This window comes from Leucobacter fengyongliangi, from assembly GCF_052386045.1.
The window spans coordinates 850,467-869,926 of record NZ_CM126356.1 but is presented as its reverse complement, the minus strand read 5'-3'; the positions used below and the strand labels follow the sequence as shown (position 1 = coordinate 869,926).

Genomic DNA, 19,460 nt, shown 5'->3' with positions numbered 1-19,460 from the left:
GGGACGCCTCAGGGTCGAATTCCTCATCTGAAATTCCGTTGTCGTTGTGCTCGCTCATCGCGATGCTCCTCCCGTGGCCACGGCATGCGCCGAAGTAACCACATCAATGACAGCCTGTACCGACTGCCCAAAATCCAAGTTGCTCGTATCGATCTGCGTCACGCCGGCCGCGGGAGTGTGGAAATCAACCACCAGGGCATCCTTCGCGTCACGCACGCGCAGATCTTTCAATACTTGCTCGAGCGATGCACCCGCGAGCTCGCCCGCGCGACGGGCCGCGCGTACCTCCGGTGCCGCGGTGAGGAGTAGGCGCACGGGCGCGTGGGGAGCCACGACGGTGGTGATGTCGCGCCCCTCGATCACTACCCCTGGCAGCCCAGATGTCGCCACGATGTGCCGAAACAACTCATTCAGCGTTTCCCTGACCCTCGGGTGCCGCGAGACCTGACTCACTCGACTCGTGATATCCGGATCGCGGATCGCCGCAGTCACATCGCTGTCGTCCCTCGATCCCGGCAGCCTGACCGCCACTCGCGGTTCCCCCCGCATCGTGATGGAGAACTTCCATCCGTTTAACAGTTCTGCAAGCGCCGACTCATCGTCAAGGTCAAGCCCGCCTTCACGAGCGGCCCAGGCCAGCGCACGATAGGCTGCGCCGGTATCGAGAATCCCAAAGTCGAGTCGCTTGGCGGCTTCTCGCGAGACGCTCGACTTTCCGCTCCCTGCGGGCCCATCGATCGCCACGAGGATCGGGGCTGGTGGTGCTGTGTTCGCAGCGTTCATAGCGTTCATAGCGTCCTCCAGCCGCGCTCGGTCAGGTCAGTGATGGCTTGTTCGGCCACGTCGGGCAAAACCGCGATCTCGGCGAAGCCGATTTGGGCGCCCGGCGAGTGCTCGAGGCGCAAGTCTTCCATGTTAATGCCTAGGTCTCCGAGCTCGGTGAGAAGGCTGGCAAGTTGACCAGGCCGGTCGTCAACCAGCACCGTCAGCGTCACGAATCGGTCGCTTGAGCCGTGCTTTCCGGGAATCCGCGCGACCCCAAGATTTCCGGCTGCAAGGAGATCGGCGAGCTGGCGTCTCGCTCCTGGTTTATCCGGCGCGCGAAGAGCCTCGGTGAAGGCTTCGAGATCGCCACGAAACGCGTCAAGTGCCTCAACCACTGGGCCCCGGTTGGCTCCCAGAATCTGCACCCACAATTCTGGCTGACCCGAGGCGATCCGAGTGGTATCTCGCAACCCTTGACCGGCGAGCCCGATCGCCTGTTCACTCGCAGAAACGAGCCGACCGGCAAGGAGGCTCGCGACGGCTTGCGGGAGATGAGACACCAGACCTACCGCAAGATCATGTTCCTGTGGGGTCATCTCGATGGGGGTGGCCCCGAGTTCGAGCGCCACGGCCTCAACAATTGCGAGCGCCTCGGGAGGCGTCTCCTCATCCCGACAGATCACCCATGGCCTCGCGGTGAACAGATCGGCGCGAGCCATAATTGCGCCGCCACGCTCCCTGCCCGCCATGGGGTGGGAACCCACGTAGTGGGTGAGATCCACACCCCGTCGCTGCAAATCGACGAACGGAGCGAGTTTGACGCTCGCGACGTCAGTGACCACTGAGGTGGGAAACGTGCGAAGCGCGCGCTCGATCACGTCCGCGGTGACATCGGGCGGAGTTGCGACCACAACCAACGCGGGCTCAGGGTCGCTCGGGAGGCGAGCACGCCCGGCACCGTAGTCGGTGGCCAGCGCGACGGTGGTCGGCGAAGCATCCTCAAGCGTCACCGTGACCCCTCGGTCACGCAGCCCGAGGCCGATACTGGCACCAAGCAGGCCTGCACCGATGACGTGCACCTGCCCGTTCACCCGGCTGGCTAGTCCTTCGCCTCCAAAACTCATCGCTTCCCTTCCACACCGCGGCCAGCTGTGCCGCCCTTCTGGCCCTTACCGGCACCCGCACGCGAGGCGCGCGAGTGCGGGTTGCCCTTCGCGGCGACTCCCCGCATACCGCGGGCTCCCTTCCCGTCGCCCGGGCGACCACCTGTCACTGATTCGCTGCCACCCACAGAGGCGTTGAGCAAGGCTCCTCGCTCGGCGTGCGACAACTCACGCATGTCGCCCACGCGTAGTGTGCCCAGGTGCAGTGGCCCAAACTGCCGCCGCACCAGTTCTTCGACCGGATGGCCGACGTCGGCGAGCATGCGACGAACAATCCGATTTCGCCCGGAATGAAGTGTGACTTCCACCAGCGAATGCTTCGGACCCGCTCCGGGCAACAGCTTTGCGGAGTCGACCTTGATTGGGCCATCATCGAGCTCGATGCCGTCGCGCAGCTTCTGGATCGTCGCCGGGGTCACGAGTCCGCGCACCTTCGCAATGTAGGTCTTCTGCACGCCGAACTTCGGATGAGCGAGCCGATGTGCGAGCTCGCCGTCATTCGTCAGCACAAGCAAACCTGAGGTATCTGTGTCGAGACGCCCCACATTGTAGAGCCGTTCACCAACGATCTCAACGAATTCGCGGAGGTCTGGCCGACCCTGCTCGTCAGACATCGTGGAGACGACACCGCGCGGTTTGTTCAGCACAAAGTACAGTTTCGATACGTCAAGTTGCACGGGAACGCCGTCGACACTCACGACGTCAAGCTCCGGATCGATGCGCGTGCCGAGCTCGCGCACAACCTCATCGTTGACCGTCACCCGCCCTCCAGTGATGAGCGCCTCGCAGGCTCGCCGCGAGGCAACGCCAGCGTGTGCGAGCGCCTTCTGCAGCCGCACACGTCCGTCGTCGTCAAAATCAGTGGATCCGCCAGACACCGGGCGATCCCAACCAAACTCGGCGAGATCAATCTCGACCGACTGCCCGTCAACCGAGAAGGATCCGCCGAATCCCACCGACTCGCGGCCAGAATCACGCTCTGAATTGTTCACTCTCAAACCCTTCGTTCGGGTCGTCCAGGAACGGAGCGATCGGCGGCAATTCGTCGATGCTCGCGATTCCCAGGTGACCAAGCAGCGCGTCGCCTGTGCCGTACAGAACTGCCCCGGTTTCCGAGTCATGCCCGGCTTCGGTAATCAGCCCGCGGCTGACAAGCGTTCGCACAACAGAATCGACATTGACCGCACGAATAGAGGCGATGGCACCGCGAGAAACCGGTTGCCGGTAGGCGATCACGGCAAGAGTTTCGAGCGCAGCCTGTGACAGCCTCTGCGGGCTGTGCTGATCCACAAAGTTCGATACGACAGCGTCGAGAGACTCTCGCACGAAGTAGCGGTAGCCACCGGCGATCTCGCGGAGTTCAAAGCCCCGCCGCGGGCCTTCCCCTCGCCCGTCATAGTCGGCCACCAGGGTAGCGATGGCCTCCCGAACCTCACGAACCGGGCGATCGGTCGCGGTGGCAAGCGCGACCACACTGAGCGGTTCGTCGGTGACAAGCAGTAGTGCCTCTAACTGCTCGTGAAGCGTATGATCGTCGTTCTTAGTCATAGTCTCCACCCAGCGTTGCCAACTCGTCGTCCGACCAGCTCTCGCCAACCCACTCGACACGCAGTTCACCCAGCGGCTCAGCCTGCTCGAACATCACGGCATCGCGCCGATATAGCTCGAGGATCGCAAGGAACCGCGCGACGATGACTCCGCGCTCGGTCACTCCCGAGGCGAGCTCGCGGAAGGTGTGTGCGCCACCCGTGCGCAACAATGAGACCACAATCGCCGCCTGTTCGCGGATCGACACGAGCGGGGCATGCAGGTGATCGAGACCGACCATCGGGATCTCACGAGGGGTGAATGCCAGAAGCGCGAGGGCCGCGAAATCTTCGACTGAAAGGGTCCACCTGAGCTCGGGGCCGCGCCGACGGAATTTAGCCTCAAGTGGCACTTGCCGAGGATGACGCGCCTCCTCAGCCTCGAGTCGCGCTTTGAACCAATCGCTCGCCTGTTTGAAAGCTCGGTATTGGAGCAGCCGCGCGAAGAGCAGGTCCCTGGCTTCGAGGAGCGCCACGTCCTCCGCATCGACGACTTCTCCCTGCGGCAGCAGGCTCGCGATCTTGAGATCAAGCAGCGTCGCGGCGACAACGAGAAACTCGGAGGCCCGATCAAGCTGCGACAGATCGCTCCCCTCAATGTCAGAGAGGTATGCGATGAACTCGTCCGTCACCAGGCTGAGCGATACCTCAGTGATGTCGAGTTCATGCTTCGAGATGAGATTCAGCAAGAGATCGAATGGGCCGTCGAAGACCTCAAGCGACACCCGGAAGGCATCCTCGGGCAGTCCTGAGCCGTCGTGCGCGTCGTGCGCGCCCGGCTCTTCGAGATCCGTTGATAGCGCGGTCATGACAGAGTCAGGCAATCGTGCCGCGAGCAACCAACTCACGAGCGAGCTGCAGATACGCCTCAGAGGCCGGGTTACTGGGCGCGTAGTCGAGGATCGGCTTCGCAGCCACAGAGGCATCGGGGAGTTTGACCGTGCGCCCGATCACCGTGTCGAAGACTTTGTCGTCGAAGGTGTTGACTACCCGTTCCAAGACCTCGCGCGCGTGCAGGGTTCGTGAGTCGTACATGGTTGCGACGATGCCATCGAGCTCAAGCTGCGGGTTGAGGCGGTCTTTGACCTTCTCAATCGTTTCGATCAGCAGCGCCACCCCGCGCAGGGCAAAATACTCACAGGCCAGCGGAATGAGAACCCCGTGACTGGCCGTAAGTGCGTTGACGGTGAGGAGGCCGAGCGACGGCTGGCAATCGATCAGGATGACATCATAGTCAGGAGCGACCTTGCGCAATACGCTCGCGAGGATCTGCTCCCGCGCCACCTCACTGACCAGGTGAACCTCCGCGGCAGAGAGATCGATGTTCGCCGGAATCACGTCGAGGTTCGGAGTTTCGGTGCGCTGAATCACGACCGACGGATCCTTTTCGTGACCCAGCATCAGGTCGTAGATCGTCGGCACGTCGTGCGCGGCAACGCCCAGACCTGCGGACAAGGCACCCTGCGGGTCGAAATCCACCGCCAGAACTCGTCGACCGTATCGCGCGAGGGCTGCGCCGAGGTTGATCGTTGTTGTGGTCTTCCCCACGCCACCCTTTTGGTTGCACATCGAGATGATGCGCGCTGGCCCGTGGCGATCAAGCGTTTTCGGTACCGGGAAGAAGCGCTCGGGCCGACCTGTCGGTCCCAGCTTTGACGCACTCTGTGCCACCCGGGTGCCCCTTTCGTTCGCTGCCCTAACACGCAATCCTATCGCGCCGGGCCCTCGTCAGAACTTCGTGTCACGTAACACCCCTATCTCGCCCGCGGATGCGCAGACAAATAGTGCTCTCGAAGCGTTTCTGCGGTGACGTGAGTGTAGATCTGGGTGGTGGTCACCGAGGAATGACCAAGCAGTTCCTGCACGCTGCGCACGTCGGCACCGCCTGCCAAGAGGTGGGTGGCAAACGAATGCCGGAGCGTGTGTGGTGACACGTCGCCCGAGATCTGTGCCCGGTCAGCGGCCGCACGAATCGCAAGCCAGGCGCTCTGCCTTGAGAGTCGCCCCCCTCGCGGCCCGACGAAGAGGGCAGGTGTGCCCTTCCCCGCGGCGATCATGATGGGCCTCGCACGCACGAGGTAGGCCGAGAGCGCGCGGCCCGCGTAGCTCCCGTAGGGCACGATTCGCTGCTTCGATCCCTTACCCAATACGCGGAGCAACCCACCACCCTCGAGTGCCTGCATTGGGTTCGCCCAGGCATCCCCCTCACCGGACGCTGCCAAGAGATCATCCACATCGAGGCTGGTAACTTCGCTGATGCGCGCCCCACTTGCGTAGAGGAGTTCGAGCAGGGCACGATCCCGGAGTTCAACTACGCCCTCTCCCACTGTGGCAGAAAGCAACGCCTCTACCTGCTCAATCGAGAGCGCCTTCGGGAGCCGCAAGCCCGGCTTGGGTGTGCGTACCCCGCGAGCTGCGTGAGTCTGCAGATCCCCTTCTTCAAACAAAAAGCGGTGCATCCCTCGCACGGTCGACAGGCGTCGGGTAATCGTTCCCACAGAGAGCGCACGTGTGTGGGCAGGCGAAACGTCCTCCCCCACGAGCCCGCGCTGTCGCTCGCCGCCGTTGAGCTCGGCTACGTAGTCGGCAAGCGTGTCAGGGGTCACCTGTTCGAGGCTCTCGATGCCTCTCCCCGAAAGCCAGGCCCCGTAGGCTGCAAGGTCGCGTCGGTAGGCCTGTTGTGTGTTCTGAGAAAGTCCGCGCTCAATGGTGATGTGGCGCAAGTAGCGGGCGGATCCCGCTTCCGGCCGCATTCCGCTTCGCCCTAGGCGTCAAACAGCCGAGTGGATTCTCGGCGCGTGATCGCGGCATCAACGAGACCCGCAAAGAGCGGATGCGGGGTGCCTGGCCGCGAACGAAGTTCAGGATGTGCCTGCGTAGCAATATAAAAAGGGTGCGCCTCGCGTGACAGCTCAACGTATTCAACGAGTTGACCGTCGGGGCTCGTGCCCGAGAATACGAGACCTGTGGCAGAAATCTCGTCGCGATAGCGGTTGTTCACCTCGTAGCGGTGACGGTGGCGCTCTTCGGAACTGTTTGCCCCGTACAGCTCGGCCGCCAGCGATCCCTCTGCAAGCCGCGCCTGATACAGGCCTAAGCGCATCGTGCCGCCGAGATCACCGCCGTCGATGATCTCAACTTGCTCGGCCATGGTCGCGATAACTGGCACGTCTGTGTCGGGATCAAATTCGGTTGAGGAGGCTCCAGGGAGGCCAGCGACGTTTCTGGCGTACTCGATGACCATGCACTGTAGCCCGAGGCAGAGACCCAGAGTCGGGATGGCGTTTTCGCGCGCGAATCGAAGGGCCCCGAGCTTTCCTTCAATTCCTCGAATGCCGAACCCACCGGGAACACAGATGCCGTCGACATCGCCGAGTGCGGCACGGGCACCTTCAACCGTTTCGCAGTCATCGGAGGCCACCCACTTGATGTTGACCTTGGTCGAGTGCGCGAAGCCCCCTGCCCGGAGTGCCTCGGTGACCGACAAGTAGGCATCTGGAAGATCGATGTACTTGCCCACGAGGGCAATGGTCACCTCACCCTTGGGGTGATGAACAGCGTCAAGCACCGGCTGCCAACCAGACCAGTCGACCTCGGTGACGCGATCGGTGAGTTCGAGATGCTCGACAATCGTCTGATCGAGTCCCTGGTCGTTCAGGAGCTTTGGCAGGTCGTAAATGCTCTTCACATCGATGGCATTCACCACCGCCGCTTCATCGACATCACACATCAGAGCAATTTTTCGGAGATTGTCTTGCGTGACGGGCCGATCGCTGCGAAGCACGAGCGCGTCTGGCTGGATGCCGATTGAGCGCAACGCCGCCACCGAGTGCTGCGTGGGCTTCGTCTTCTGCTCGCCCGAGGCCCCCATATAGGGCACCAGAGAGACGTGAACGAAGATGACGTTCTTACGTCCGAGTTCGTGGCGCACCTGACGGGCTGATTCGAGAAACGGCTGCGACTCAATGTCGCCGACCGTGCCACCGATCTCGGTAATAATGACATCTGGCTGCGGAGTCTCTTCCGACTGCAGGCGCATGCGTCGCTTGATCTCGTTCGTGATGTGCGGAATCACCTGAACGGTGTCGCCGAGATACTCCCCTCGACGCTCCTTGGCGATCACCGTCGAGTAAATCTGACCGGTCGTGACGTTCGCCGCCTGCGAGAGATTGATTCCGAGGAAACGCTCGTAGTGGCCAATGTCAAGGTCGGTCTCTGCCCCATCGTCGGTCACGAAAACCTCTCCGTGCTGGAACGGGTTCATCGTGCCTGGATCGACGTTGAGATACGGATCCAACTTCTGCATGACGACGTGCAAACCTCGAGCTGTCAGCAGATTGCCGAGACTCGCCGCCGTTAACCCTTTGCCAAGAGAGGAGACCACACCCCCGGTCACGAAGATATGTTTCGTTATTCCGGCTGTATTCCGCTCTACTCCCACGGGCTTCAATCCTATCACTCCTTATGCGCCGCCGGTTGCCAAGTCACAGAACCCAGACCTGTGGTCTACTTGAGTTCTTGCCTCGGCACCCACACTTGTTTGATGATCATCAGCACCATCGCGGTGACGGGAATCGAGATGAGAGCCCCCAACAGACCGAGCAGGGTGCCGCCCGCCAGTGCACCGATGACCACCAGCGAACCCGGCACCGAGACGACGCGATTCATAATGCGCGGGGTCAGCACATACGACTCAATCTGCATGTAGATGAGGTAGTAGATCGCGGCGATGAGTGCGGTGGTGGGCGATTCGAAGAGCGCCACAGTCGAGACCAAGATGGTCGCCATCACAGAACCGATGAGTGGAATCATGGCGAGCAAGAAGACACCCACCGCGACGAGTCCTGCGAAGGGCACTCCGACAATTGACATCATGACGAAACCGAGAATTGAGTTTGTGAGCGCCAGAACAACCATGCCACTCACATATCCGCCGACGGACTTGGTGATCTGTTCAGTGATGTCAATCACCTTGGCGCGGTTGCTTCGCGAAACGATGTTGTAGAAGGCGCGCTTCGTTGCATGCAAAGACGCAAGAAAATACAGGCTCAGAATGAGCACCACGATCATGGCGGTCAATCCATTGGCGATTCCGATACCGGCCTCCCAAACTCCCCCCGCAACCTGCGCCCAGTTCTCAGGTTTCCCAACAAAGTCCTGTGCCATGCCGAGCAGTCCCTCGAAATCGACGTACGCCCCGAAGGTGTCTTGCAGGGTGAGGTACCACTCCTGATTCTGCACGTCAACGAAGTAGCTGGGAGCGGTCCTGACAAGTTGCCCAATCTGAGTCGCCAGCATCGGGATAACCGCGGCGAGGATTCCGCCCACGACCAAGAGGAACCCGCCAAATACGATTCCGATACCGAGGGGACGCTTGACCTTCCGCCTCTCGAGCCAGCGCACGACAGGGTCGAGAGCCAGAGCAATAAAGAGACCACCAACCACATACATGATGATCACGCTGAGTTGCCCGATCATCTGACCGAACAGAATTGCCACGAGAGCACCCAGGGTGATCACGAAACCGAGTTGGAATGGGCTGCGCACGACAAACTCACGCACGTTCACCTGCCGCCCAGCCTCGCCCTCCGCGTCTTCCTTGGCCGCAGCCCGCGCATCGCGATACAGCGCACGCGTTTCTGCATCGAGCTGCTCGAGATCTGCGTGCACCACATCTGGGTGGGTGTCGAGATAATCGGCACGCTCCTCAGCCGTCACAGGAAGTTCGCCGCCGAGCCCGATTGCACCGCGCTCGCGGCGCCAAAACATCTTCATGTTGGGAGCGTAGCACCGCCCTCAGTCATTCAGACGGAGGTACCCAGTTCGAGCAGTTCGGCGGCATGCTCAAGCGCGCTCTGGGAATCCGAGAGGCCCGACAGCAACCTCGCCATTTCGGCAAGTCGCTCATTTCCGCTCAGTCGGCGACACGAACTCTCCGTGAACCCGCCCGAAGAATCCTTCGCAATCTGTAAGTGGTTGTTTGCGAACGCCGCGACCTGAGCGAGGTGCGTCACGACGATCACCTGAGAGGTTTGCGCAAGCCGCGCAAGGCGCCTGCCAATCTCGATAGCCGCGGCTCCTCCAACCCCCGAATCCACCTCGTCAAACACGAACGTGGGCACCGGATCCACGGCCGCCACAACCACCTCGAGAGCCAGCATGACTCGAGAAAGTTCGCCACCTGAGGCACCCTTAGCGAGCGGCCGCGGGGCAGCCCCTGGGTGTGGCTGCAACAAGAGTTGCACCTCGTCTGCGCCGGTCCGGCTGGGCTCTGCGGGAATAATCTCGACAATGAACCGGGCATCAGGAAGTGCGAGTTCGCGCAGTTCTTTGCTGACCAATTCGCTGAGGGTGGATCCCGCGGCATGCCGGGCGGCCGATAGCGCCTGCGCCAACTCTTGTTCCCTCGCGCCGAGCTCGCGCGCGCGCTCCTGGAGCTGGTCGATGCGTTCGTCGTCGCCCTCGAGCTCGGTGAGACGCTCTATTCCCGCTCGCGAGTGCGCAATTACCCCGGCCGCATCGGTGCCGAACTTGCGAAGGAGCCCGTGAAGTAGCGCGAGTCGCTCGTTCGCCCGAGCAAGCTCCCCCGGACCCTCTTGATCGAGATCGCTGGCGTACACCGCGAGTTCTCTGGCCGCGTCGTTGACCTGCGCGCTCAAGCTGCGAAGCGTGTCTGCGAGCGAGGAGAGCTGCGCGTCGCTCGCAGAGACTCGGTCGAGCTGCCGCAGAGCGGTATCGATGAGCGAACTTGCGTCTGCTCCGAACGGGTCACTCGAATCTGCGGAGAGCGCGAGATTGGCAGCCGCGGTGGCTGATCGCAATTCCTCAAGATTGCTCAGCCTGGCGATGTGTCGCCGTAACTCGTCTTCTTCTCCTGGCTGAGGATCAACAGAGGCGATCTCTTCGAGTTCCTCGCGCAGCTGGGCCGCCTCCCGGGAACGCTCATCTCGCGATGCCGTGAGATCGGCGACTTCGGCAGCGAGCTCGCGCCGCTTTGCGTGCGCAGCCTGAAATTCAGCAAGCAGAGCCTGCAGTTCCCCGCCGCCGAAGCGATCGACCATCTCCCGCTGGGCCGCCGCGCTGCGAAGCCGCAGTTGCTCACTCTGCCCGTGTACGGCAAACAGCCGCTCAGCTAGCCTGGTGAGCGCCCCGACTGGTGCCGCCGACCCTCCCACACTCGCACGACTACGGCCCTCGGAGCTTACTGTTCGAGTGAGCGCAAGGTCTCCGTCTGCGATGTCTCCGCCGATATCCTCCACAAGCTTCGCAACGAATGGATCAGCGGTGCGAATGAGACCGCCCACGCGTGCCGCGTCAGCGCCGGTGCGGACCGCGCCCGCGTCAGAGCGCTCACCCATGAGGAGCCCCAGTGCGGTGACGATCATCGTCTTTCCCGCACCGGTCTCGCCAGTGATTGCGGTGAACCCGGGGCCAAGCTCAAGCGTGGCGTCAGCGATGACTCCCAGATCCCGAATGCGCAGCTCTTCGATCACGGTGCCGCCTTCTCGTTCGGGGAGGATGCTTCCTGGGTCGAAGACGCACGACTCCCGCGCCAGCCGGCGACGGGAAGGTGAAACTTGTTCACGAGACGCTCTGTGAATACCGCTTTGTCGATGCGCGCAAGCCGCACAGGGAGCGTTGACCGGCTCACCTGCACCACCGCTCCGGCGGGCAACTCCGTGCGACGTCGTCCATCACACCACAGCACGCCCAGTCCCACGTTTTCGGGCAAGATTTCGACCGTCAGCACCGAATCAGGACCGACCACGAGCGGGCGGTTGAAGAGTGCATGCGCCGCAATAGGAACGAGAAGCATCGCTTGCACACTCGGCCAGACAATGGGACCGCCAGCCGAAAATGAGTACGCGGTCGATCCCGTGGGGGACGCGAGCACGACACCGTCGCAGCCGAACGACGACAGCGGACGCCCGTCCACTCCGATCGCGACCTCCAACATGCGTTGCCGTTTCTCTACGCTGGCTTCGTTGAGGGCCCAGGTCTCGGCGAGTAGCTCCCCGTCGGCTGTCGCACGAACGTCGAGGGTGAACCGCTCCTCCACGGTGTATGCCCCGGCGAGTACTCGTTCAACCGTGAAATCGAGGCTGTGCGACTCGGTCTCAGCGAGAAAGCCGACGTGACCGAGGTTCACCCCCAGGATGGGGCAAGAGACTCCTCGCAGGAGTTCAGCGGCGCGAAGAATCGTTCCATCACCCCCGAGTACCAGCGCGATCTCAAGAGTGTCCGGCGCGACATCGCGTCCGAGCTTGGCCGTGAGCGCCGAGTCGAGATGCGGCTCGAAGTCCTCGCGGTCACTCGCTGGCATGACCACGATGACCCCGGCTTCACGAAGCCGATGCACCACACTCACCGTTGCGGCGATGGCTTCGGGACGCGCCGTATGCGATACAACCAGGATCCGCCTGGTCTCAGCACTGCCCTCAGTCATCGATCTCCCCCGTTGAGTCCGGTCGTGAGTTTCTCCGTGGCCTCTTCTCGGGCTGCGCCCATGGTGAGTTCACGTATCCGCTGTTCCCATTCTGTCGGATCGGCAGGTTCACCCGCCCCGAAATGCACAACATATTCCTGGTTCCCGCTGCCGCCCGTAATCGGCGACGGAATGAGTCCGCGAGTGACAAACCCGAGCTCCGCCGCAGCCCGGAGTACCTCGAGCACCGCGGAAGCCGCGGCACGGGGATCGACAACAATGCCGTCACGCACTCCCTGTCGACCGACCTCGAATTGCGGCTTTACGAGCAGCACCAGGTCGGCGCCAGGGTCGGAAACTCTTGCAATTGCCGGGAGTACCAGCGTCAGTGAGATGAACGAGAGATCCGCCACCACCACCTGCGGCTTCTCAGTACCCCCGGTGACCGCGGCAAGAGTGTCTGGGGTGAGTTCGCGTGCGTTGCATCCCTCCACGACCTGCACTCTCGTGTCTGCGCGAAGCTCCGCAACGAGCTGCCCGTGGCCGACATCAATCGCGAATACCTCGCGGGCTCCCCGCTCAAGCAGCACCTGAGTAAACCCACCAGTAGATGCCCCCAAGTCAAGCGCCAGCTTGCCCCTCACCTGCACGTCGAACTCGTCAAGCCCGGCTATAAGTTTGTGTGCCGCACGGCTCACGTAGAGGTCTGGCCGTGTGACTTCAACAGTGGATCCCGCGGCCACTCGGAGCCCTGCCTTCGCGGCCTGCGTGCCGTCCACCCGCACCACACCCGCGGAAATCAACTCTGCGGCTTGACTTCGCGAACGCGCGAGTCCGAGTTCAGGCAACACCAGGTCCAAGCGCGAGCGCTCACCGGACCACCTTGCGGCACGTCCCGATTCCATCGGAATATCGCTCACCTTGAGTCGCTCAACCCAGGTTCGTGGTCGCTTCGCTGCAGTTCTGAGAGCAACTCCTCAGCGAGTTGGTCGTACCCAGTGGATCGCCGCTCGAGCGGCTGTGCCTCGATGACCTCGATGCGCCCCAGCAGACTTCCCTCATCAGTATTCGCTTGCCTCTCGCTCATGCGATTCAGACTACCGCCAGTGGTCTTCGTAGAGTTCTGCAGGAACCTGGAGTCCGTAGATCGCGAGGCCGGAGGCCCAGATCGCCGCACAGCCAGCACGGAGCAGATCGATGGGCGAAGGGCCGCGATCCACAATCTCAACAACATTGCCAGTCATGCGAACTCGCGCCGCACCGACCCGCGCGGTACCGTCGGAGCTGACCTCGGTGGCAGGGTACTGCTCGTGCAGCTCTGCAAGCGTGGCCACAATGAAATCGGGGCGCATGTCAGCACTGGCGGCAACGAGCTGCTTCGGGCGATCCACGCCTGTCAACACGTGTAGCGCAGGTATCCCGGCGGCCACCGCCCCCTTGATATCGGTGTCGAGACGGTCGCCAATCATCAACGCATTGCGTGTGCCGAATCGACCGAAAGCGGTCTCGAAAATCGCGGGTTCTGGCTTGCCCGCAAACACCGGAAGCCGCTGCACAGCAGTGTGTACCGCGGACACGAGTGTGCCGTTTCCCGGCGCGAGACCGCGCGCCACCGGAATCGTCCAATCGGTATTCGTCGCGATCCACGGAAGCACCTCACCCCCAGGCTGCTCCGCAAGCGCAAAAGCAGCCTCAGCGAGGTGTTCCCACCCGACGTGCGGTGCGAACCCCTGCACCACTGCGGCGGGGGCGTCTGCGGCGCTCCTGGTGATGCCAAAGCCGGCCTTCTCGAGTTCGTCGACCAGGCCATCACCACCCACAACGAGCACCAGTGATCCAGCGGGTACCGTTCGGGCGAGTAACTGCACCGCAGCCTGCGGGGAGGTCACAATGTGTTCAGGGCTGGCCTCAAGCCCGAGGCCGCGCAGGTGCGCGGCAACATCGCGATCGGTTCGGGAAGCGTTATTGGTGACGTACCCAAGTTGCGCATCCCGACCAGCTCGATTGAGGTGTTCAATCGCGCCAGGGATCGCACCCTCGCCACGGTAGACAACCCCATCGAGGTCGACGAGGAGAAGCTCCCGGCCCGACAGTGGGGCCGGGCCGAGAGCAGTCCCTCGCTTCCCGAACCACGCCATTAGCGCTCGCCGCCCTCTGGCCCACTTTCGTTCGACACCACGTCGTTCGGCTGGGCATCTGACTCGTCCACGTGGGTCACCGTATTCTCGACCTTCGCTTCTGCGTCTGCGTCTGCATCTGCATCTGCGTCTGCCTCAAAGTAGTTGGCATCGAATTCGTCTGAATCAGCCTCACCTGGCTCCTCCCAGACTTCAAAGACCTCTTCTGAACCGTCGGCGCCGTAGTGCTCTTGAAGCGCCACATCTGCCTGGGCCGCACGAGCACTCCATGTGGCTGCCTCGGCGTCACGACCGAGGTCTTCAAGCACATTCGCGTATGCGGTGAAGAGATCGGGACTCCAGCTGAATGCACGCTTGGGATCGAGCTCGGGGATCTCCAATTCGAAGAGCGCTTGCTGTGTCTGACCGAGGTCGAGCCTGGCACCTGACATCGCAATGGCAAGAAGCACTCGCTGTTCCGTGTCAAGATTTTGTGCGTCGGCGTCGAGACCGGTCTCGATCGCCTTCTCGGGACGGCCCAGTCCGCGTTCGCAATCGACCATCAGCGCGAGATGCCCATGAGAGCCGCTGAGTCGGCGGTAGGTTCGCAGCTCGCGCAGAGCAAGAGCAAAGTCGCCGGTTCGGTATGCAGTAATAGCGAGCGTCTCGCGAGCAACTGGGATCCGCCCAGCTCTCCGGCTTGCTGAAATCGCGTGCTGGTGAGCGAGCTCCGGGTCAGTGTCAATGAGCTGGCCAACCATCGCCAGATGCCTGGCTACACGTTCCTGAACAGCCTCCTGCAGAGTCTTGAGCTCATTCCGAGCTGAAGGGTGCAGGTCCTTGGCACGGACATCGTCGGGAATCTCGGGATCAAAGTGCTCGGTGCGCACCGGTCGAAGCTCGTGAGCCAGACGCTCTGCGTCGGTAAACTCGCGATCGGCACCGCCGCGGTCGCTGCGACCGCCGCCTCGGGTACCCCCGCGCCCGAGATCTTTCCCTGTTCGCTCAGGCCGACCTTCTCTACCCTGGTATCCACCCTCACGCTTGGGCCCATCGTTACGACCCTGGTACCCGGAGCCTTCACGACGCGGAGCATCGTTCCGACCCTGGTAGCCGCCCTCACGACGCGGTCCGTCATTACGGCCCTGGTAGCCGCCCTCACGACGCGGGGCATTGTTCCGACCTTGGTAGCCACCCTCACGCTTAGGCCCATCGTTACGACCCTGATACCCAGAACCTTCACGACGCGGAGCATCTTTCCGACCCTGGTAGCCGCCCTCACGACGCGGTCCGTCATTACGGCCCTGGTAGCCGCCCTCACGACGCGGGGAATCATTACGCCCCTGGTAGCCACCCTCACGCTTAGGCCCATCGTTACGACCCTGATACCCAGAACCTTCACGACGCGGAGCATCATTACGACCCTGGTAGCCACCCTCACGACGCGGTCCGTCATTACGCCCCTGGTAGCCACCCTCACGCTTAGGCCCATCGTTACGACCCTGATACCCGGAACCCTCACGACGCGGAGCATCGCTCCGACCCCGGTACCCACCCTCACGACGCGGTCCGTCATTACGCCCCTGGTAACCGGAACCTTCACGACGCGGAGCATCGTTCCGACCCTGGTACCCACCATCACGACGCGCGCGATCGTCACCCTGATTGCGTGAACTGCGGTCTCGGTTTCCCTGCCCCCCACGATTGCGGTCATCGCGACCGCTGCGTCCGCGATCACTGCCTTCGCGGTTCGACTCGAAACGGTCACTCATACTATTTCCTCCTGGGTGGGCGGGTGCCCAATATCACTATTCAGATTTGAAGTTTAAATGCGAAAAGGGCCGCCCAGATCGAAGCACCAACTTTGGTGAACTTCTCTCTGAACGACCCTTCTCTATGAAGAGGTCCGGCGGTGTCCTACTCTCCCACACCCTCCCGAGTGCAGTACCATCGGCGCAGTCAGCCTTAGCTTCCGGGTTCGGAATGTAACCGGGCGTTTCCCTGACGCTATAACCACCGTAACACTATTGACATACCAAAACCCACCCACCCAAACCCCAACAAGAGTTCAAGTAACAGGTCGTGGCCGTACGTCAAGAACCACAAAGCGGACGCGAAACATCGTTAGAAGGACCAAACTCACACTTACTCATGCATAAATGATTATCAAGCCATCGGCTTATTAGTACCAGTCAGCTCCACACCTTACAGTGCTTCCACATCTGGCCTATCAACCCAGTAATCTCCTGGGAGCCTCACCACCACAAGGGTGACGGAAATCTCATCTCGAGGCCGGCTTCCCGCTTAGATGCTTTCAGCGGTTATCCATCCCGAACGTAGCCAACCAGCCATGCCCTTGGCAGAACAACTGGCACACCAGAGGTCCGTCCAACCCGGTCCTCTCGTACTAGGGTCAGATCCTCTCAAATTTCCAACGCGCGCAGAGGATAGGGACCGAACTGTCTCACGACGTTCTAAACCCAGCTCGCGTACCGCTTTAATGGGCGAACAGCCCAACCCTTGGGACCTACTCCAGCCCCAGGATGCGACGAGCCGACATCGAGGTGCCAAACCATGCCGTCGATATGGACTCTTGGGCAAGATCAGCCTGTTATCCCCGAGGTACCTTTTATCCGTTGAGCGACAGCGCTTCCACAAGCCACTGCCGGATCACTAGTCCCGACTTTCGTCCCTGCTCGACCTGTCAGTCTCACAGTCAAGCTCCCTTGTGCACTTACACTCGCCACCTGATTGCCAACCAGGTTGAGGGAACCTTTGGGCGCCTCCGTTACTCTTTAGGAGGCAACCGCCCCAGTTAAACTACCCACCAGGCACTGTCCCAGAACCCGATCAGGGTCCGTAGTTAGATATCCAATATGACCAGAGTGGTATTTCAACAATGACTCCACAAGAACTAGCGTCCCTGCTTCACAGTCTCCCACCTATCCTACACAAGCCACACCGAACACCAATACCAAGCTGTAGTAAAGGTCACGGGGTCTTTCCGTCCTTCTGCGCGTAACGAGCATCTTTACTCGTAATGCAATTTCGCCGAGTTCATGGTGGAGACAGCTGGGAAGTCGTTACGCCATTCGTGCAGGTCGGAACTTACCCGACAAGGAATTTCGCTACCTTAGGATGGTTATAGTTACCACCGCCGTTTACTGGGGCTTAAATTCAAAGCTTCACCCCGAAGGGTTGACCTCTCCTCTTAACCTTCCAGCACCGGGCAGGCGTCAGTCCGTATACATCCAATTGCTTGTTCGCACGGACCTGTGTTTTTAGTAAACAGTCGCTTCCCACTGGTCTCTGCGGCCACCACACCCTTTCCGGAGTAAATCCGTATAAGTGGATGGCCCCCCTTCTCCCGAAGTTACGGGGGCATTTTGCCGAGTTCCTTCACCATGATTCTCTCGATCTCCTTAGTATTCTCTACCTGACCACCTGTGTCGGTTTGGGGTACGGGCGGCTAAAACCTCGCGCCGATGCTTTTCTTGGCAGCATAGGATCACTGACTTCCCCTTACGGGTCCCCATCACATCTCACCCTCAATGAACCGCGGATTTGCCTACGGTTCGGGCTACATGCTTAGCCCGGGACAACCATCGCCCGGGACCAGCTACCTTCCTGCGTCACACCTGTTAATACGCTCACCTCACCAATTCGGGTTCGTACACTCCGAAAGGAAATCACCCGAAGGATCAAACCCAACTTCACATACTTAGCACTCATGGATCAGCGTTTGACGGTTTTTCGCCGGTACGGGAATATCAACCCGTTGTCCATCGACTACGCCTGTCGGCCTCGCCTTAGGTCCCGACTTACCCAGGGCAGATTAGCTTGACCCTGGAACCCTTGGTCTTCCGGAGGACGGGTTTCTCGCCCGTCTTTCGCTACTCATGCCTGCATTCTCACTCGTGTGGGCTCCACGGCTGGATCACTCCGCCGCTTCACTGCCCACACGACGCTCTCCTACCCATCCAACGGACTGAACCACGAAGGCTTGTCTATACGCTGAATGCCGCAACTTCGGTGGCGTGCTTGAGCCCCGTTACATTGTCGGCGCGGAATCACTTGACCAGTGAGCTATTACGCACTCTTTCAAGGGTGGCTGCTTCTAAGCCAACCTCCTGGTTGTCACAGCAACTCCACATCCTTTTCCACTTAGCACGCGCTTTGGGACCTTAGTTGGCGATCTGGGTTGTTTCCCTCTCGACTATGAAGCTTATCCCCCACAGTCTCACTGCTGCGCTCTCACTTACCGGCATTCGGAGTTTAGCTGACGTCAGTAACCTTGTAGGGCCCATCGGCCATCCAGTAGCTCTACCTCCGGTAAGAAACACGCAACGCTGCACCTAAATGCATTTCGGAGAGAACCAGCTATCACGAAGTTTGATTGGCCTTTCACCCCTATCCACAGCTCATCCCCTCAGTTTTCAACCTAAGTGGGTTCGGTCCTCCACGACGTCTTACCGTCGCTTCAACCTGGCCATGGATAGATCACTTCGCTTCGGGTCTAGGACACGCGACTGAATCGCCCTATTCAGACTCGCTTTCGCTACGGCTTCCCCACACGGGTTAACCTCGCCACATGCCGCTAACTCGCAGGCTCATTCTTCAAAAGGCACGCTGTCACAGCAACAAGGCTGCTCCAACGGATTGTAAGCAAACGGTTTCAGGTACTATTTCACTCCCCTCCCGGGGTACTTTTCACCTTTCCCTCACGGTACTAGTCCGCTATCGGTCATCTGGAAGTATTTAGGCTTATCAGGTGGTCCTGACAGATTCACACGGGATTTCTCGGGCCCCGTGCTACTTGGGATACACACCACGCGGCCAAGCCATTTCGAGTACGGGATTCTCACCCTCTCCGATCAGCCATTCCAAGCTGTTCCTCTATAACTTGACGCTCACGTCGAAGACTCGGCAGAATCTCCAGGCATGTCCCACAACCCCGACCATGCAACCCCTGCCGGGTATCACACATGACCGGTTTAGCCTGATCCAGTTTCGCTCGCCACTACTCCCGGAATCACTATTGTTTTCTCTTCCTGTGGGTACTGAGATGTTTCACTTCCCCACGTTCCCTCTACCCGCCCTATATATTCAGGCGGGAGTCACCAGGCACGCACGCGCCCTGGCGGGGTTTCCCCATTCGGAAATCCTCGGATCACAGCTTGTTTATCAACTCCCCGAGGCTTATCGCAGATTACTACGTCCTTCTTCGGCTCCAGATGCCAAGGCATCCACCGTTTGCTCTTTAAAACTTGAAATCACATAAGTAAAGAGAATAAACACGCGACCACCCCAAAGGGCACCCACGCGCTCAGACCTTTTTCATGAAACACATTGTGTTTCAAAGATGCTCGCGTCCACTGTGTAGTTCTCAACGTACGGTCGATCC

Annotated in this window: 15 protein-coding genes, 2 rRNA genes and 1 pseudogene; all 18 read right to left on the bottom strand. The window is 60.8% G+C overall.

Annotation, left to right across the window (positions count from 1 at the left end; all coding sequences use genetic code 11):
- Window positions 1–54: 54 nt before the first annotated feature.
- Window positions 55–792: a (d)CMP kinase gene (gene cmk / locus ACTNFK_RS04080; RefSeq protein ID WP_435936177.1), complete on the bottom strand. Its 738-nt coding sequence runs from the start codon at window positions 790–792 to the stop codon at window positions 55–57.
- Window positions 789–1,889: a prephenate dehydrogenase gene (locus ACTNFK_RS04075; protein ID WP_435936176.1), complete on the bottom strand. Its 1,101-nt coding sequence runs from the start codon at window positions 1,887–1,889 to the stop codon at window positions 789–791. Before ACTNFK_RS04075 ends, cmk begins: the two co-directional genes overlap by 4 nt.
- Before the next feature lie 167 nt (window positions 1,890–2,056).
- A pseudogene (locus tag ACTNFK_RS04070) lies at window positions 2,057–2,806 on the bottom strand (pseudouridine synthase); the annotation flags it as partial.
- A gap of 94 nt (window positions 2,807–2,900) precedes the next feature.
- Window positions 2,901–3,476 (bottom strand): SMC-Scp complex subunit ScpB, encoded by a 576-nt coding sequence (gene scpB / locus ACTNFK_RS04065; protein WP_433646024.1) that lies wholly within the window; start codon window positions 3,474–3,476, stop codon window positions 2,901–2,903.
- Window positions 3,469–4,323, bottom strand: coding sequence for a segregation and condensation protein A (locus ACTNFK_RS04060; RefSeq protein WP_433646025.1), 855 nt, complete (start codon window positions 4,321–4,323; stop codon window positions 3,469–3,471). The genes scpB and ACTNFK_RS04060 overlap by 8 nt, the downstream gene beginning before the upstream one ends.
- Window positions 4,324–4,330: 7 nt before the next feature.
- Window positions 4,331–5,185: a ParA family protein gene (locus tag ACTNFK_RS04055; protein ID WP_433646026.1), complete on the bottom strand. Its 855-nt coding sequence runs from the start codon at window positions 5,183–5,185 to the stop codon at window positions 4,331–4,333.
- 83 nt (window positions 5,186–5,268) lie between these two features.
- Entirely contained in the window at window positions 5,269–6,267 is a 999-nt protein-coding gene (locus ACTNFK_RS04050; RefSeq protein WP_433646027.1) for a site-specific tyrosine recombinase XerD, read from the bottom strand.
- 11 nt (window positions 6,268–6,278) lie between these two features.
- Window positions 6,279–7,955 (bottom strand): CTP synthase, encoded by a 1,677-nt coding sequence (gene pyrG / locus ACTNFK_RS04045; RefSeq protein ID WP_433646028.1) that lies wholly within the window; start codon window positions 7,953–7,955, stop codon window positions 6,279–6,281.
- 65 nt (window positions 7,956–8,020) lie between these two features.
- A complete protein-coding gene (locus ACTNFK_RS04040; RefSeq protein WP_433646029.1) occupies window positions 8,021–9,289 on the bottom strand; it encodes an AI-2E family transporter in 1,269 nt (422 codons plus the stop codon).
- Window positions 9,290–9,318: 29 nt separating this feature from the next.
- Entirely contained in the window at window positions 9,319–11,007 is a 1,689-nt protein-coding gene (gene recN, locus ACTNFK_RS04035) for a DNA repair protein RecN (protein WP_433646030.1), read from the bottom strand.
- Complete coding sequence (locus tag ACTNFK_RS04030; RefSeq protein ID WP_433646031.1) at window positions 11,004–11,960, bottom strand: NAD kinase; 957 nt, start codon at window positions 11,958–11,960, stop codon at window positions 11,004–11,006. The genes recN and ACTNFK_RS04030 overlap by 4 nt, the downstream gene beginning before the upstream one ends.
- Window positions 11,957–12,844 (bottom strand): TlyA family RNA methyltransferase, encoded by an 888-nt coding sequence (locus ACTNFK_RS04025; protein ID WP_433646032.1) that lies wholly within the window; start codon window positions 12,842–12,844, stop codon window positions 11,957–11,959. Before ACTNFK_RS04025 ends, ACTNFK_RS04030 begins: the two co-directional genes overlap by 4 nt.
- An 11-nt stretch (window positions 12,845–12,855) precedes the next feature.
- A complete protein-coding gene (locus ACTNFK_RS04020; RefSeq protein WP_433646034.1) occupies window positions 12,856–13,026 on the bottom strand; it encodes a hypothetical protein in 171 nt (56 codons plus the stop codon).
- A 10-nt stretch (window positions 13,027–13,036) separates the two neighbouring features.
- Entirely contained in the window at window positions 13,037–14,077 is a 1,041-nt protein-coding gene (locus tag ACTNFK_RS04015) for an HAD-IIA family hydrolase (protein ID WP_433646035.1), read from the bottom strand.
- The gene (locus ACTNFK_RS04010) at window positions 14,077–14,817 is read right to left on the bottom strand and encodes a tetratricopeptide repeat protein (RefSeq protein WP_433646036.1); all 741 of its coding nucleotides are present in this window, start codon (window positions 14,815–14,817) and stop codon (window positions 14,077–14,079) included. The genes ACTNFK_RS04015 and ACTNFK_RS04010 overlap by 1 nt, the downstream gene beginning before the upstream one ends.
- Before the next feature lie 14 nt (window positions 14,818–14,831).
- A complete protein-coding gene (locus tag ACTNFK_RS04005) occupies window positions 14,832–15,824 on the bottom strand; it encodes a hypothetical protein (RefSeq protein WP_435936175.1) in 993 nt (330 codons plus the stop codon).
- 136 nt (window positions 15,825–15,960) lie between these two features.
- A 5S ribosomal RNA gene (gene rrf, locus ACTNFK_RS04000) occupies window positions 15,961–16,077 on the bottom strand.
- A gap of 141 nt (window positions 16,078–16,218) precedes the next feature.
- Window positions 16,219–19,329, bottom strand: a 23S ribosomal RNA gene (locus tag ACTNFK_RS03995).
- Window positions 19,330–19,460: the final 131 nt, after the last annotated feature.

Coding starts and splice junctions, on each gene's coding strand:
- cmk (WP_435936177.1), bottom strand. CDS start 792: ATGAACGCTATGAACGCTGCGAACACAGCACCACCAGCCCCGATCCTC.
- ACTNFK_RS04075 (WP_435936176.1), bottom strand. CDS start 1,889: ATGAGTTTTGGAGGCGAAGGACTAGCCAGCCGGGTGAACGGGCAGGTG.
- scpB (WP_433646024.1), bottom strand. CDS start 3,476: ATGACTAAGAACGACGATCATACGCTTCACGAGCAGTTAGAGGCACTA.
- ACTNFK_RS04060 (WP_433646025.1), bottom strand. CDS start 4,323: ATGACCGCGCTATCAACGGATCTCGAAGAGCCGGGCGCGCACGACGCG.
- ACTNFK_RS04050 (WP_433646027.1), bottom strand. CDS start 6,267: ATGCGGCCGGAAGCGGGATCCGCCCGCTACTTGCGCCACATCACCATT.
- ACTNFK_RS04040 (WP_433646029.1), bottom strand. CDS start 9,289: ATGAAGATGTTTTGGCGCCGCGAGCGCGGTGCAATCGGGCTCGGCGGC.
- ACTNFK_RS04030 (WP_433646031.1), bottom strand. CDS start 11,960: ATGACTGAGGGCAGTGCTGAGACCAGGCGGATCCTGGTTGTATCGCAT.
- ACTNFK_RS04025 (WP_433646032.1), bottom strand. CDS start 12,844: ATGGAATCGGGACGTGCCGCAAGGTGGTCCGGTGAGCGCTCGCGCTTG.
- ACTNFK_RS04020 (WP_433646034.1), bottom strand. CDS start 13,026: ATGAGCGAGAGGCAAGCGAATACTGATGAGGGAAGTCTGCTGGGGCGC.
- ACTNFK_RS04015 (WP_433646035.1), bottom strand. CDS start 14,077: ATGGCGTGGTTCGGGAAGCGAGGGACTGCTCTCGGCCCGGCCCCACTG.
- ACTNFK_RS04010 (WP_433646036.1), bottom strand. CDS start 14,817: ATGGTTGGCCAGCTCATTGACACTGACCCGGAGCTCGCTCACCAGCAC.